Source organism: Bacillus sp. SW14 (assembly GCF_047608225.1).
Lineage (GTDB): Bacteria > Bacillota > Bacilli > Bacillales > Bacillaceae > Bacillus > Bacillus subtilis_G.
The window spans coordinates 2,822,585-2,834,950 of sequence record NZ_JBLKRW010000001.1 but is presented as its reverse complement, the minus strand read 5'-3'; the positions used below and the strand labels follow the sequence as shown (position 1 = coordinate 2,834,950).

The window sequence follows — 12,366 nt, the reverse complement described above, 5'->3', positions numbered from 1 at the left end:
GAATTTCAGCCTTTGAGACCATAGAAATTGCAAGAGATCTATTTTTAGTTCAGCTGACCGTGAAATATGTGTTAAAATCATGTTGACGTTTTCTGAAAAAAAACAAAATGTATGATACATAAAGATGAAAAAAGGGAAGTGATGGATATCGAAGAACTGATTATGTCTTGGATAGAAGTATTTAAAAGCCTATCTTATTTTGGAATATTTCTAGCGCTCTGTATTGAGTTTATTCCTGCTGAAATCGTCCTGCCGCTTGCGGGTTATTGGGTATCTAAAGGTGATATGACGCTTGCCGGCGCTGTTTTGGCGGGATCGCTTGGGGGAGTTGCCGGCCCGCTCACGCTGTATTGGATAGGCCGATACGGAGGGAGGCCGTTTCTTGAACGTTTCGGGAAGTACCTCTTCATTAAGCCTGAAGCTCTCGATAAGTCGGATGAATTTTTTAAAAAACACGGGGGGTTTGTGGCCTTCAGCGGCCGTTTCTTGCCAGGCATCCGCACATTGATCTCTATACCGTGCGGCATTGCAAAAATGAACGTTTGGGTGTTTTCGATTTACACATTCATCGCCATGCTGCCCATTACATTTGTATATGTGTATCTCGGTGTGAAGCTCGGTGAAAATTGGAAGGAAGTCGGCTCTATTCTCGATCAATACATGCTTCCGATCGGGATTGCAATTTTAGCTTTGTTCGTGGTCTGCTTGCTGATCAAAAAGAGGAAAAAACGCACGCACTCAGAACATTTATCTGCATTTTTAAAAAATAAGCGTTGACAAATGATCTCGCTGCACATATCATTGACATATAATATTATATTTCTTGAAATCCCAAAGGGGAGTAGCGTCCGGATTTGTTTTCCGGAAACAAAGTCGTCATTCCATGGATTGTGATATCCATCGGCTTTGTTGGCATGTCTGAATTCATGTCTAGCAAGACCTTTGCCTTATGACGGCAAAGGTCTTTTTTGCATGGTCCGGCCGCCATAAGATCGGATGAAGAGAAAGAAAACAACTTTTTTGGGAGGGTATCATTTATGGATGCAGCATTATTATTGGAGTATGGTTGGGTTCTTCTCGTCTTGATCGGGCTGGAAGGTATTTTAGCCGCCGATAACGCGTTAGTGATGGCGGTAATGGTAAAACATTTGCCGGAGGAAAAAAGAAAAAAGGCGTTATTTTATGGGCTGGCAGGGGCTTTTGTTCTGCGATTTGGCTCTTTATTCGCCATTTCTTTTTTGGTCAACGTATGGCAGGTTCAAGCGATTGGCGCGATCTACTTGCTGTATATCTCAATAAGCCACTTATTGAAAAGATATGTGTTTAAAAAAGAAGACACGCATAAAGAGACGAAGCAAAGCGGTTTTTGGCCGACTGTTTTAAAAGTTGAATTGGCAGATATCGCGTTTGCGGTTGATTCCATCTTAGCAGCAGTAGCGCTGGCGGTTACGCTTCCTGCAACACCGCTTCCGCAGATCGGCGGACTTGACGGAGGACAATTTGCCGTCATTTTGGCCGGAGGTATCATCGGCCTGGTGATCATGCGGTTTGCGGCTTCAATGTTTGTTAAGTTATTAAAAGAACGTCCAAGCCTAGAAACAGCAGCCTTTGTGATAGTCGGCTGGGTCGGAGTGAAGCTTGCTTTATATACACTTGCCCATAACGACATAGCGATTGTTTCTGAGCACTTTATCCATTCTGGAACATGGAAGCTGATATTCTGGGGTGTCTTAGCGGCAATCGCGGTTTCCGGCTGGTTCATGTCAGGTAAAAAACAGCTGGAGGGCACACAAAACGAACAAAATAACAGCAGCCGGGAAAGGGCGTAATCTGAGACTCTGCTTAAAAAGCAGAGTCTTTTCATGTTTAAAACGTTTTCATAGACGAAATAAAATAACATTTTTATAACAGCTTTGTTACAAAAAACACTGATAAAACCCCCTTAATTCTCTAGAAAGGCACGAAATCATGTATAGTACGTCAGAATGGTTTGTCATAATTGAGACATTGGAAATCAATATTTCTTTTTCTCCTTTGCGAATCCCTTTCAAATTAGCTATCATTAATGAGTAGTTATAGGGAGGAACTGAGGTGAAACCAGTGCTTAGCCTTTTGTTTAAATTAGGAAAAAAGAAGCAAACGCTTGAAAAAACGGTTGAAAGTATACAAAAAGGCAATAAAGATCTGCAAAATGAATTAATACAGCAATATAAGCCATTTATCGCAAAGACGGTTTCATCCGTTTGTAAACGATATATAGATGAAAAAGACGATGAGTTCAGCATCGGACTCATCGCATTTAATGAAGCTATTGAAAAATACTCATCTGAAAAAGGAAATTCGCTGCTCGCATTTGCTGAGCTTATTATAAAAAGAAAAGTCATTGATTACATCAGAAAAGAAGCAAGAAGCGCACAGAATATCAATATCGATTTACAGGAAGGAGACGATCAGGAGTCATCACAAAGCCTGATCGAAGCCGAGCTTTCCATTGATGAATACCGCCGTCAGATTGAACAGGAGCAGAGGCGAGAGGAAATCCTCTATTTTCAAAAGCAGCTAAAAGATTATGGTTTATCGTTTAAAGAGCTGCTTGAAAACTCTCCAAAACATGCGGACGCAAGGCAAAACGCCATAAAGGTGGCGATTACCCTTGTTGAACATGAAGAATTGGCCGCTATCCTGTATACAAAGAAACAGCTTCCGGTGAAACAGCTCGAACAGCTGGTCTCTGTAAGCCGAAAAACGATTGAGAGAAACAGAAAATATATTATTGCGATGTGTATTATCATTACGGGTGATTATATTTATTTAAAAGATTATCTTAAAGGGGTGCTGCACTCATGAGAAGAGGGATTATAGTAGAGAAAAATAGAAAATTCGTCACGTTGCTGACCCCTGACGGACAATTTTTAAAAGCTAAACATGATCGCCGCAGCTATGAAATCGGAGAAGAAATCATGCTTCCGAGTGAATCACGCATGGGCAGAAGGGCCAGCTTTTTTGATTTTTTTAAACTGCGCCCTTTCAAAATGGGGATCGTTACGATGACCGCTATTATGCTTTTTATTTTTATTATTCTCCCCGTTTTTTCTAATAATAAGGCCTATGCGTATATGACAATCGATATTAATCCAAGCTTTGAAATGGCGTTAAACAGCGATTACGAAGTGATTGAACTGACGCCTCTAAACGATGAGGGAAAAAAGGTCGTCAATGATATAGATAATTGGGAGAAGACTGATTTTAAAAAGGTGATTGATAATATTATTACCGACTGCAGTGAACATGGATATGTAAAGGAATCCAAAGAAATATTGATTTCCACTGTTTATGAAAATACGGAAGACAATACATATAAAAAAGCTGTGAAAAAACAGCTGAATGATGTGACGGAAAAATATAAAACGACATACCGCATGGAATCTCTTGAGTCAGATATGCAAACAAGGGAAAAAGCGAAGAAGGAAGGCGTTTCAACAGGCAGCTACATCAAATCAAACGAAAAGAATCACAATAAAGATTCAAAAGAGGACCCCAGCAAACCATCCGGGGAAGAGAATCAAAACAGTGCCGAAAATGAGGATGAAAAAAAAGATCAACCTGACGGCCAGGACAGCAAGCAAGGAGATAATGAACAGCAGGATGATATGGATTCCGGAGACCGGAAAAAAGATACTACGGATGGCCAGACTAACGATGGTGACAAAGATAAAAATGTAAAAGAATCAGATGAAAACACAAATGCTGAAAAAGATGGGGATCAGCAAACCCCAATACAAGATCCTCAAGATAAAGGAAATGAAGGAAACAGCGCTGAAAAGGATCAAAGCCAATATCACAGGGACTGGAATAACGGTGAACAAGGCAAGAATCGTTCTTCGTCAAACGGGGATAACGCTTCTGACCGCCGTAATCCAAACGGCTACAGCAGTGAAAATAATTCAGCTCAAACTGAAAATTCGCCGAGTGACCCCGGCGAATAAGGCCTGAATTTATTTAGTTGTGCCATTTATTTGTGATTGTGCTTGCTGTACCAGCCGCTTTGTCATTTCCCCGCCTACAGAGCCGTTAGCGCGTGCGACTGTATCAGAACCAAGGTTCACACCGAATTCTTGAGCCACTTCGAGTTTGAATTGGTCTAGTGCCTGCTCCACCCCTGGAACAACGAGTTTATTTCTGCTCGCCATCTTTTTCATCTCCTTTTTCTATAAAGAATTCTTAACGCTTAGTTAGTTTGAAATGTACGGGGGTTATTTATGCTGGCAATTGTTGTGGAAAATAAGAAAGCCCCCGGTTTTTAGCCGGGGGTGCCGCAGTCTATAGAATGTCAGCTGTCATTTTATGTGCGGTTGCCTGAATATGGAATGTCAAAATGGAGAGAACTGTTATGGCAATAATCTGTCTGATTTTAAGCCATTGGCTGTCATTCAATTCTTCAAAACGATGGCGGAGACGATCTGTTTCCTGTTCGACGATCTCCTGCAGATTTGATTCCTTCATAGAAGGTGTGTCCTGGTGATGAACGGCATCAAGCACATATGCGCAGCTTTCATAATAAGAAATCGGACTGATGACATCATCGGTTCTGTCTGAGATGGTGTTAAACGCCACTCTTAAAATAGCCCGTATATGTTCAAAGTCATAAATCGATTTTAAATCACGTACAATTAAAAGTATGACTGCCTGTTCAACCGAATATTTTTTGCCCAGCTCAGGATGTCCGATCAGATCTTTGAAATCACGCTTTACCCAGTTTTGGATTGCGGTTGACTTTAACGAAGTCAGCTCGCATAGGTTGCCGAGTTCTACGATTTCGTTTGTAGAGAGACCGTATTCTTTTTTTTGTTTTTTTCGTTCATATCTTGTAAGAAATTCAGGAATTTCAAGATGATTGGCAGCTTTATCTGCTGACATGTTCGCTGATTGGACGACAATGTCGAGCGGGCTTATTTCTCCTTGTCCTTTTAGGGAATAGAGCAGCCGCACCATATCGGTTCGAGTGAGTTTGAAAATGTTCATTGTTCACCTCTTCAAAACAATTTGACGCGAATATAAGTCTATGTATGAATTTAAAATTTAAGCGTCAGCAATACATTAACATCATACGTCTAATTCCTTGCATTTTCAAACAGATGTTTTATAATTTAAATATACAAGTTCTTTTGAACTTAAAATAACGGAGGTTATTATGGCGAAAAGAATTTTTTTGTTTATTTTAACGAATATTTTGGTGCTTACAACAATCGGGATCGTTTTATCTGTTTTAAGCTCGGTTACCGGAGTCGGGACGTACTTTACCGCTGATGGCGGTATCGATCCAATTGCGCTCCTTGTGTTCAGTTTAGTCGTTGGTTTTGTCGGTTCCTTTACGTCTCTTGCGATGTCCAGATGGATGGCCAAAACGATGATGGGCGTCAAAGTGCTGAATCCGGAAAAACATACGCTCAGTTACGAGGAGCAGCAATTGGTTGATCGTGTTCATCGATTAAGCCGTTCTGCCGGTTTAACGAAAATGCCTGAGGTCGGCATTTACCGTTCGCCTGAAGTGAACGCGTTTGCGACCGGACCGTCAAAACGCCGTTCTCTTGTAGCGGTGTCGTCAGGGCTTCTGGAGCAAATGGATGATGCCGCGGTTGAAGGTGTGCTTGCCCACGAGGTCGCGCATATCGCTAACGGTGATATGGTAACGATGACGCTTTTACAAGGTATCGTCAATACCTTTGTCGTCTTTTTATCCCGTATCGCAGCATGGATTGCGAGCCGTTTTGTCAAGGAAGACCTTGCGCCGATCGTTCATTTTATTGCAGTGATTGTCTTTCAGATTGTCTTTTCTATTCTCGGCAGCCTTGTTGTGTTTGCGTACTCGCGCCATCGTGAATTCCACGCTGACAGGGGAGGAGCCGATCTGGCCGGCAAGGATAAGATGATCCATGCGCTGCGGACGCTTAAGAGCTATTCCTCCCGCATTAAGGAAGAAGATCAGACAGCTGTCCAAACATTAAAGATTAATGGCAAGAAGCGCTCTTCGCTTTTCTCTACTCACCCTGATTTGGATGAGCGAATCAGACGGTTAGAAGCTAAATAAAACAAACACCTTGTTCCTCTGAGAGAACCTCTCAGAGGTTTTTTATTTGATCCTTTGACTAAAATGATAAAAAAATAAGCAAGTTAAGAAAATGTTGCGTAAAAGCCTTTAAAAATGTGTCCAATATCTTTAGAATAATTACCGTACTTAAAAAGAGAGGCAGAAGGATTTTACATGAAATTAAAGTTTGGAAAATTGATACAGGCATTGTCACCGGCCCAGCTGATCGCGGTTTATTATTTTCTTGCGGTGACGGTTGCAGTTATTTTATTGAGCCTTCCAGTGGCCCATAAACAAGGAGCAGAATGGTCTTTTATCGATGCTCTGTTTACAGCAGTCAGCGCCGTGAGCGTAACCGGGCTTTCTGTTGTGAATACGGCTGATACATTTAGTACAACAGGAATTGTTATTCTTGCGTTTGTTCTGCAGTTTGGCGGAATTGGCATTATGACATTAGGCACTTCTGTTTGGCTGCTAATGGGCAAAAGAATAGGGTTAAAAGAACGGAAATTAATGATGGTTGATCAAAATCAATCACAATTTTCTGGGATCGTCAATCTCATGAAACAAATTCTCTTTCTCATATTATGGATTGAGCTCTTTGGCGCCATCATCCTTGGGACATATTTTTTAACCTACTACGATTCCATTCAAGATGCTTACTTGCATGGTTTTTTTGCGAGTGTAAGTGCAACCACAAATGCCGGTTTTGATATAACAGGCAGCTCTCTGATACCATATCGGCATGATTATTTTGTGCAATTTATTACACTGTTATTGATTATTTTCGGAGCCATCGGTTTCCCTGTTCTAGTGGAAGTGAAAGACTTTTTGTTTTCCAAAAACCGGAGATATCCGTTTAGTTTATTTACAAAAATTACAACAACAATGTTTGGCGCACTTGTTTTGTTTGGTTCGATAGGGATTTATGTCCTTGAAGCAAATCATTTGTTTGCAGGTAAATCGTGGCATGATATTTTATTCCTTTCTCTATTTCAATCAACCACAACAAGGAGCGGAGGGCTTGCCACGATTGATATAAGCCAGCTGTCTGACCCGACCCTGCTATTTATGAGTGCGCTGATGTTTATCGGTGCGTCGCCAAGTTCAGTAGGGGGAGGCATACGGACAACGACTTTCGCCCTGAACCTTCTGGCGCTGTTTCATTTTGCCCGCGGCAATAAATCCGTAAAGGTATTCAAACGGGAGCTGCATCCTGCTGATCTCATGAAGTCGCTTGTTGTCACAATGATGGCGATTCTGCTCGTTTTTGGCGCGACACTCATTCTTACGATTACTGAAGAGCATTCCCTGCTTGAGATTTTGTTTGAAGTCTGCTCGGCATTCGGTACAACCGGTCTGTCACTTGGAATTACTGCTGATTTAAGCAACGTTGGAAAATGCGTTATTATGATTGTCATGTTTATCGGGCGAATCGGCATCCTGACCTTCCTGTATCTGATCGGAAGGAAGGAAATTGAAGCGAATTATCATTATCCGAAGGAAAGAGTGATTATCGGATAGAAAAACACCGCGTGTTTTGCGGTGTTTTTTGATTGCCAAAAAAAAAGATGTGTGCCGCCGTTTGAGTTGGAGAACCTAACATCTACAGGTGCGGTTTAACGCTCCTGCATCTTTAGCGAAATCAAATGTCTGAAAAACAGGCGAGGAGGATTCGTATGAAGCGCAAAGCCGAAGTGGATGAGGCCATTAAAAATAACAATACACCTACCGAGAGCATGGATCCAAATTCATATAAGACACAATATCATGACAACCCGAATTTTAGGGGCGCCAACCGCAATTCCAAACAGGGCCGGCAAGGAGGCATGTGATTTTGAAGAGAAACCGTCATAGCAGAGAGATGCAAAATCATAAAAAGCCAATGAATAAGAAGGTGCTGGAGGAAGAATTCTCAAGTGAATTAGGGGATTACAATGCCGGGAAGATTATCGAAACGCTAGAAATCACAAAGCCTGAAAAGAAAAAAGAGAACAAACGAAAATAAAAAAGACCTCTTAGGCGGCGTCCGCTTAAGAGGCGCTTTTCTATTTTAAATAAGCATTTTTGCCGGTTCCTCTGACAAATTGCGATAAGCTGGTCATTCTCAGCTCAATGAAGGGCTGAGCAACTGTCTTAACAAAATTGCTTGAGAGTACTGATGTCAGGGCTGCTGTTAAGAGTAAGAGAATCACTAAGTTTTGATAGTCAGTAAGCCCATCCTCAAGCCCGACCTGTCTCAGCGTTTTAATAATAAACCCGTGGAGCAAATACACGTAAAATGTCCGGGTTCCCCATTTCGTAAAGAAAAACCGTTTTTGCGGAACAAGCGCTAAAAAGCTGAAGGTTGCCGCAAAGGCGAGTACATACCAGCCAATTCGGGAAAGCCCGCTTGCCAAGGTAACGTCTCCAAATGAAGAATACGGTTTAGAGCCGAACAGAAAAGAATAGTCAAAGTCGACGCCCCAGCAGATGACGAATACGGCGGCAAGCACCCCGAGTGCAATTTGTTTGCCCCGTTTTGATCTCAATAAATCAAAATGGTGTTTATTCAGATAAAACCCGACAAGGAACATCGGTAAGAATACAAATGTCCGTGACAAGCTCAGCGTGCTGCTGACAAAGTCTAGATAACCGATCAGCACGGCAATGCCGCAGCTGACAAACAGCGCCCACAGCTTTGAAAGCTTTGAAAAAGGATAAAGCAGCAGGTTCCAAAAGAATAAGCTTACGAGAAACCATAACGACCATTGCGGATCAATCGGATTCACATTTGCCATGCTTTCGTCTTGCATCATGTAATAAAAGACGGAATAGATGATTTGGAAAATCAAATACGGAATAATCAGCTTGACCGCCAGCTTTTTCACATATCCAGCGCGTTTAAAGCCTTTCGCAAAATAACCGGAAACAAGAATAAAGGCAGGCATGTGGAATGTGTAAATGAACTTGTAAAGGTAGAGCATAAAGTTGTTATCATGAATAAAAGAACGAAGAATATGGCCGAATACAACAAGGAATATCAATAAGAATTTGGCATTATCAAAATAACTGTCCCGCGATTTACTCATAGCATCACCTTCTCTTTAATCAGTCATTAAGAGATTATTCCCTGGTGGTTTATATTTTAAAATAAAAGAAGAAAAATGAATTGAAAAACAGCTGATTGTTAGGTCGATGTAAAGTGGAGGTAAGGATCGTAGAAAATGTCTTCGTTATGTAACCGCGCTGAAATTTACTGAAATTTATAGGGCAAATGAAGGAAGTTCCTGCATTTTGTAGAAATATTGAGGGATAGGTTTTGAAGAAGGAGTGTACACGCATGGGAACTCTTGATGTCCAGACAAATTCAGAGCTGCGGGAAGAACTGAAGCGAATCAAAGAAGAAAATGCACGGCTGAAAAAGGAGTTAGATCAGCATCAAGTGATTGTCAACAATACGCTCGATGCTATTTTTATATGTGATAATGAATTGAGAATCGTTCAGGCGAATGAAGCCACAGAAAGGATGCTTCAAGTTGATTCGGAGGATTTGAAGACTCGCTCCGTTTTGGATTTTTTGTTTTCTATCCCAAAGGATGAACTGAATCTTGCTGTAAAGAAGTTTTTTAAGAAAGGTTTCCTATGGAAGGAGGTGCCGGTCAGGCTTGATGGCGGAGCGACTAAATACATAGAGTTTCTGGCCAAAAGAGGGATTGGCGAGGATTTCTTTTTTGTTGTCATGAGAGACATATCTTCCAAGAAGATTCTAGAGCGGGAATTCTCTATGAATGAACAGCTTTTTAAGGACTTGTTTGACAGAGCTGTTGACGGAATCGTTCTGTTTGATAAAGATGGCGGTTTTATTGATGCGAATTTGTCTTTCTGTAAAAGTTTTGAAATCAATCAAAATGAACTGTCTCATTTATCGTTGTACAAATTCATAGACAGCGGCTCACGTAAAGATTTTGATAATATTTGGAAGACGCTCAACCGCAAGGGAAAAGCGAAGGGGGAGCTGCCCGTCAAGCTTCGTTCAGGAGTCCAAAAGCTATTTGAATTCACGATCACATCAAACATCATCAGCGGTTTTTATATGTCCATTATGAGAGATATTACTGAGAAGCGGTCTATGGAGCTGCAGCTCTTTAAAAGCGAGGAGCGCTTCAGAGAAATATTTGAAAATGCGATGGACGCCATTATCATCTGGTCAAATGACGGAAGAATCGTGAAGGCGAATCAGTCCGCCTGTAAAATCTTTGAGCTGCCGATGAATTTGCTGCTGAAACGAAAGGTGTGTGATTTTCTCGTTGACTCGCAGCGGAAATACAGCATAACGAAGAGGAAATACGCAAAATACGGAGAGATCAGAGAAGAGCTGCTGTTTCAAATGGGGAACGGGCAGTTCAAAGAACTCGAATTTACTTCAAAGCGGACCATACTCGAAAACCAGCATTTGACGATTTTAAGAAATGTCAGCGACAGAAAACGTATGGAAAAGGAGCTTCGGGAAAGCGAGCTGAAATTCAGAAAAGTGTTCAACGGCTCAATGGACGGCAATGTATTGTTCGACAATCAATACAGGATCATCGACGCCAACCCGTTAGCAAGCCATATTTTAGGCCTGTCTCATGAAGAGATAAAAAAGCACAGCCTGTTAGATATTATTTCTTCGTATGAAATAGAAAATCTTGCATCACCGGCAAGGCAGATTAATTTTGATGAAATGGACAACGAAATTCCATTTTTGCTGAGCGGCAGCGACAATAGAAAACTGGAATTCTCATTTAAACGAAATATCATTCAAAATATGAACCTGGCTATCTTTAAAGACGTAACGGAGCGAAAAGAGCTGGAGGAACGCCTGCGCAAGTCGGATACCCTTCATGTTGTCGGCGAACTCGCTGCCGGCATCGCTCATGAAATCAGAAATCCGATGACAGCACTTAAAGGCTTTATTCAGCTCCTGAAAGGAAGTGTGGAGGAAGACTACACCCTTTACTTCAACGTGATCACCTCAGAACTAAAGCGCATTGAATCCATCATCACCGAATTCTTGATTTTAGCCAAGCCCCAGGCCATTATGTATGAAGAAAAACATATCACCCAAATTATGAGAGACACCATAGACCTTCTGAACGCGCAAGCCAATCTCAGCAACGTGCAAATGCATCTTGATTTAATTGACGACATTCCTCCGATCTACTGTGAACCGAATCAGCTGAAACAAGTATTTATCAATATATTAAAAAATGCCATCGAAGTGATGCCCGACGGCGGAAACATTTTTGTGACGATAAGGACATTGGATCAAGATCATGTTCTCATCTCCTTAAAAGACGAGGGAGTCGGAATGACAGAAGATAAATTAAAACGCCTTGGTGAACCGTTTTATACGACAAAGGAACGGGGAACTGGACTTGGGCTTATGGTAAGCTATAAAATTATTGAAGAACATCAAGGCGAGATCATGGTAGAAAGTGAAGAAGGGAAGGGCACGGTTTTCCACCTTACGCTTCCCGTCAGACAGAATGCTCAAGAAAGAGGGATTGAAGAGTGAACTACTATACGACAGCGGAAACGCCGCTCGGGGAATTTATGATTGCCGAGGCGGATGGCCATATCACCCGCCTATTTCTCAGTCAGGAAGATTGGATGGATTGGAAAGAAACCGTTCAGCATATAGAGCACAAGGAAACGCCTTGTTTGGCGGAAGCGAAAAAACAGCTTCATGAATATTTTGCCGGCGAAAGAAAGACATTCTCACTGCCGCTGAGCCAAAAGGGCACTCCCTTTCAGCGAAAAGTATGGGAAGCGCTGGCGATGATACCATACGGAGAATCGAGAAGCTATGCTGACATTGCCGCTGCGATCGGCAGTCCGAAAGCGGTGCGCGCCGTCGGACAGGCTAATAAACGAAATGACCTGCCGATTTTTGTCCCGTGCCACAGAGTGATCGGCAAAAACAGCGCGTTAACAGGATACGCCGGGAGCAAAACCGATATCAAAGCATTTTTGCTGAACATCGAGCAAATTTCCTACAAAGAAAAATAAAACGTATGGCACGTTCCCTTTTTTTGCGGCCCGACATATCATTTTATTAGGTTAAAAAAGTTGGTCTGACGAAAAAGGAGGACAAAGCCATTGAAGCCGAGCCGCTCTGAAAAAATTGCCGCTTTTGCCGAACTGTTTGTGAAACTGCATATCTTATCAAGCGCTCAAAAAGATGAAATCATTCATATCAATCAAAACAAACAAAAAAACCGTTGACTTGGCCCATAATGAGCAAAGCCCAGCGG

14 protein-coding genes and 1 riboswitch are annotated in these 12,366 nt (G+C 41.8%); of the genes, 11 read left to right on the top strand and 3 right to left on the bottom strand.

What is annotated here, in order from left to right:
* The first annotated feature begins 111 nt into the window (after positions 1 to 111).
* From ACMX2I_RS14565 to ACMX2I_RS14550, 4 genes are all read left to right on the top strand, one after another.
* Positions 112 to 777, top strand: a complete 666-nt coding sequence (locus tag ACMX2I_RS14565; protein WP_414957300.1) for a DedA family protein — start codon at positions 112 to 114, stop codon at positions 775 to 777.
* Between the two features lie 47 nt (positions 778 to 824).
* Positions 825 to 931: riboswitch (yybP-ykoY riboswitch) on the top strand.
* A gap of 106 nt (positions 932 to 1,037) precedes the next feature.
* On the top strand, positions 1,038 to 1,829 hold the full coding sequence (locus tag ACMX2I_RS14560) for a TerC family protein (protein WP_414957299.1): 792 nt from the start codon (positions 1,038 to 1,040) through the stop codon (positions 1,827 to 1,829).
* 262 nt (positions 1,830 to 2,091) lie between these two features.
* Positions 2,092 to 2,847 (top strand): RNA polymerase sigma factor SigI, encoded by a 756-nt coding sequence (sigI, locus tag ACMX2I_RS14555; protein ID WP_087990965.1) that lies wholly within the window; start codon positions 2,092 to 2,094, stop codon positions 2,845 to 2,847.
* Positions 2,844 to 3,986 carry an anti-sigma factor domain-containing protein gene (locus tag ACMX2I_RS14550; RefSeq protein ID WP_414957298.1) on the top strand — a complete coding sequence of 381 codons (1,143 nt, stop codon included), beginning with the start codon at positions 2,844 to 2,846 and terminating at the stop codon, positions 3,984 to 3,986. Before sigI ends, ACMX2I_RS14550 begins: the two co-directional genes overlap by 4 nt.
* A 9-nt stretch (positions 3,987 to 3,995) precedes the next feature.
* Here ACMX2I_RS14550 and sspD read toward each other — a convergent pair whose 3' ends face one another.
* Both sspD and htpK read right to left on the bottom strand, forming a co-directional pair.
* A complete protein-coding gene (sspD, locus tag ACMX2I_RS14545) occupies positions 3,996 to 4,190 on the bottom strand; it encodes an acid-soluble spore protein SspD (protein ID WP_010330194.1) in 195 nt (64 codons plus the stop codon).
* Between the two features lie 130 nt (positions 4,191 to 4,320).
* Positions 4,321 to 5,022 (bottom strand): transcriptional regulator HtpK, encoded by a 702-nt coding sequence (gene htpK, locus ACMX2I_RS14540; RefSeq protein WP_087990967.1) that lies wholly within the window; start codon positions 5,020 to 5,022, stop codon positions 4,321 to 4,323.
* A gap of 169 nt (positions 5,023 to 5,191) precedes the next feature.
* Here htpK and htpX point away from each other — a divergent pair, with 169 nt between their 5' ends.
* From htpX to ACMX2I_RS14520, 4 genes are all read left to right on the top strand, one after another.
* Complete coding sequence (htpX, locus tag ACMX2I_RS14535) at positions 5,192 to 6,088, top strand: protease HtpX (protein WP_414957297.1); 897 nt, start codon at positions 5,192 to 5,194, stop codon at positions 6,086 to 6,088.
* Between the two features lie 174 nt (positions 6,089 to 6,262).
* Positions 6,263 to 7,612 (top strand): TrkH family potassium uptake protein, encoded by a 1,350-nt coding sequence (locus tag ACMX2I_RS14530; RefSeq protein WP_087990969.1) that lies wholly within the window; start codon positions 6,263 to 6,265, stop codon positions 7,610 to 7,612.
* A gap of 155 nt (positions 7,613 to 7,767) precedes the next feature.
* Positions 7,768 to 7,923: a hypothetical protein gene (locus tag ACMX2I_RS14525; protein WP_087990970.1), complete on the top strand. Its 156-nt coding sequence runs from the start codon at positions 7,768 to 7,770 to the stop codon at positions 7,921 to 7,923.
* A gap of 2 nt (positions 7,924 to 7,925) precedes the next feature.
* Positions 7,926 to 8,096, top strand: a complete 171-nt coding sequence (locus ACMX2I_RS14520; protein WP_414957296.1) for a hypothetical protein — start codon at positions 7,926 to 7,928, stop codon at positions 8,094 to 8,096.
* Between the two features lie 40 nt (positions 8,097 to 8,136).
* Here the strand turns inward: ACMX2I_RS14520 and ACMX2I_RS14515 are convergent, their stop codons facing one another.
* The gene (locus ACMX2I_RS14515) at positions 8,137 to 9,159 is read right to left on the bottom strand and encodes an acyltransferase family protein (protein WP_394714756.1); all 1,023 of its coding nucleotides are present in this window, start codon (positions 9,157 to 9,159) and stop codon (positions 8,137 to 8,139) included.
* A gap of 251 nt (positions 9,160 to 9,410) precedes the next feature.
* On the opposite strand from ACMX2I_RS14515, the gene kinE reads away from it, so the two are divergent.
* From kinE to ACMX2I_RS14500, 3 genes are all read left to right on the top strand, one after another.
* Positions 9,411 to 11,627, top strand: a complete 2,217-nt coding sequence (gene kinE, locus ACMX2I_RS14510; protein ID WP_414957295.1) for a sporulation two-component system sensor histidine kinase KinE — start codon at positions 9,411 to 9,413, stop codon at positions 11,625 to 11,627.
* Entirely contained in the window at positions 11,624 to 12,121 is a 498-nt protein-coding gene (locus ACMX2I_RS14505; RefSeq protein ID WP_414957294.1) for a methylated-DNA--[protein]-cysteine S-methyltransferase, read from the top strand. The genes kinE and ACMX2I_RS14505 overlap by 4 nt, the downstream gene beginning before the upstream one ends.
* 90 nt (positions 12,122 to 12,211) lie before the next feature.
* Positions 12,212 to 12,337: a hypothetical protein gene (locus ACMX2I_RS14500; protein WP_141113380.1), complete on the top strand. Its 126-nt coding sequence runs from the start codon at positions 12,212 to 12,214 to the stop codon at positions 12,335 to 12,337.
* Positions 12,338 to 12,366 lie beyond the last annotated feature (29 nt).

Coding starts and splice junctions, on each gene's coding strand:
- ACMX2I_RS14560 (WP_414957299.1), top strand. CDS start 1,038: ATGGATGCAGCATTATTATTGGAGTATGGTTGGGTTCTTCTCGTCTTG.
- ACMX2I_RS14550 (WP_414957298.1), top strand. CDS start 2,844: ATGAGAAGAGGGATTATAGTAGAGAAAAATAGAAAATTCGTCACGTTG.
- ACMX2I_RS14530 (WP_087990969.1), top strand. CDS start 6,263: ATGAAATTAAAGTTTGGAAAATTGATACAGGCATTGTCACCGGCCCAG.
- kinE (WP_414957295.1), top strand. CDS start 9,411: ATGGGAACTCTTGATGTCCAGACAAATTCAGAGCTGCGGGAAGAACTG.
- ACMX2I_RS14515 (WP_394714756.1), bottom strand. CDS start 9,159: ATGAGTAAATCGCGGGACAGTTATTTTGATAATGCCAAATTCTTATTG.
- ACMX2I_RS14525 (WP_087990970.1), top strand. CDS start 7,768: ATGAAGCGCAAAGCCGAAGTGGATGAGGCCATTAAAAATAACAATACA.
- htpK (WP_087990967.1), bottom strand. CDS start 5,022: ATGAACATTTTCAAACTCACTCGAACCGATATGGTGCGGCTGCTCTAT.
- sspD (WP_010330194.1), bottom strand. CDS start 4,190: ATGGCGAGCAGAAATAAACTCGTTGTTCCAGGGGTGGAGCAGGCACTA.
- ACMX2I_RS14565 (WP_414957300.1), top strand. CDS start 112: ATGATACATAAAGATGAAAAAAGGGAAGTGATGGATATCGAAGAACTG.
- htpX (WP_414957297.1), top strand. CDS start 5,192: ATGGCGAAAAGAATTTTTTTGTTTATTTTAACGAATATTTTGGTGCTT.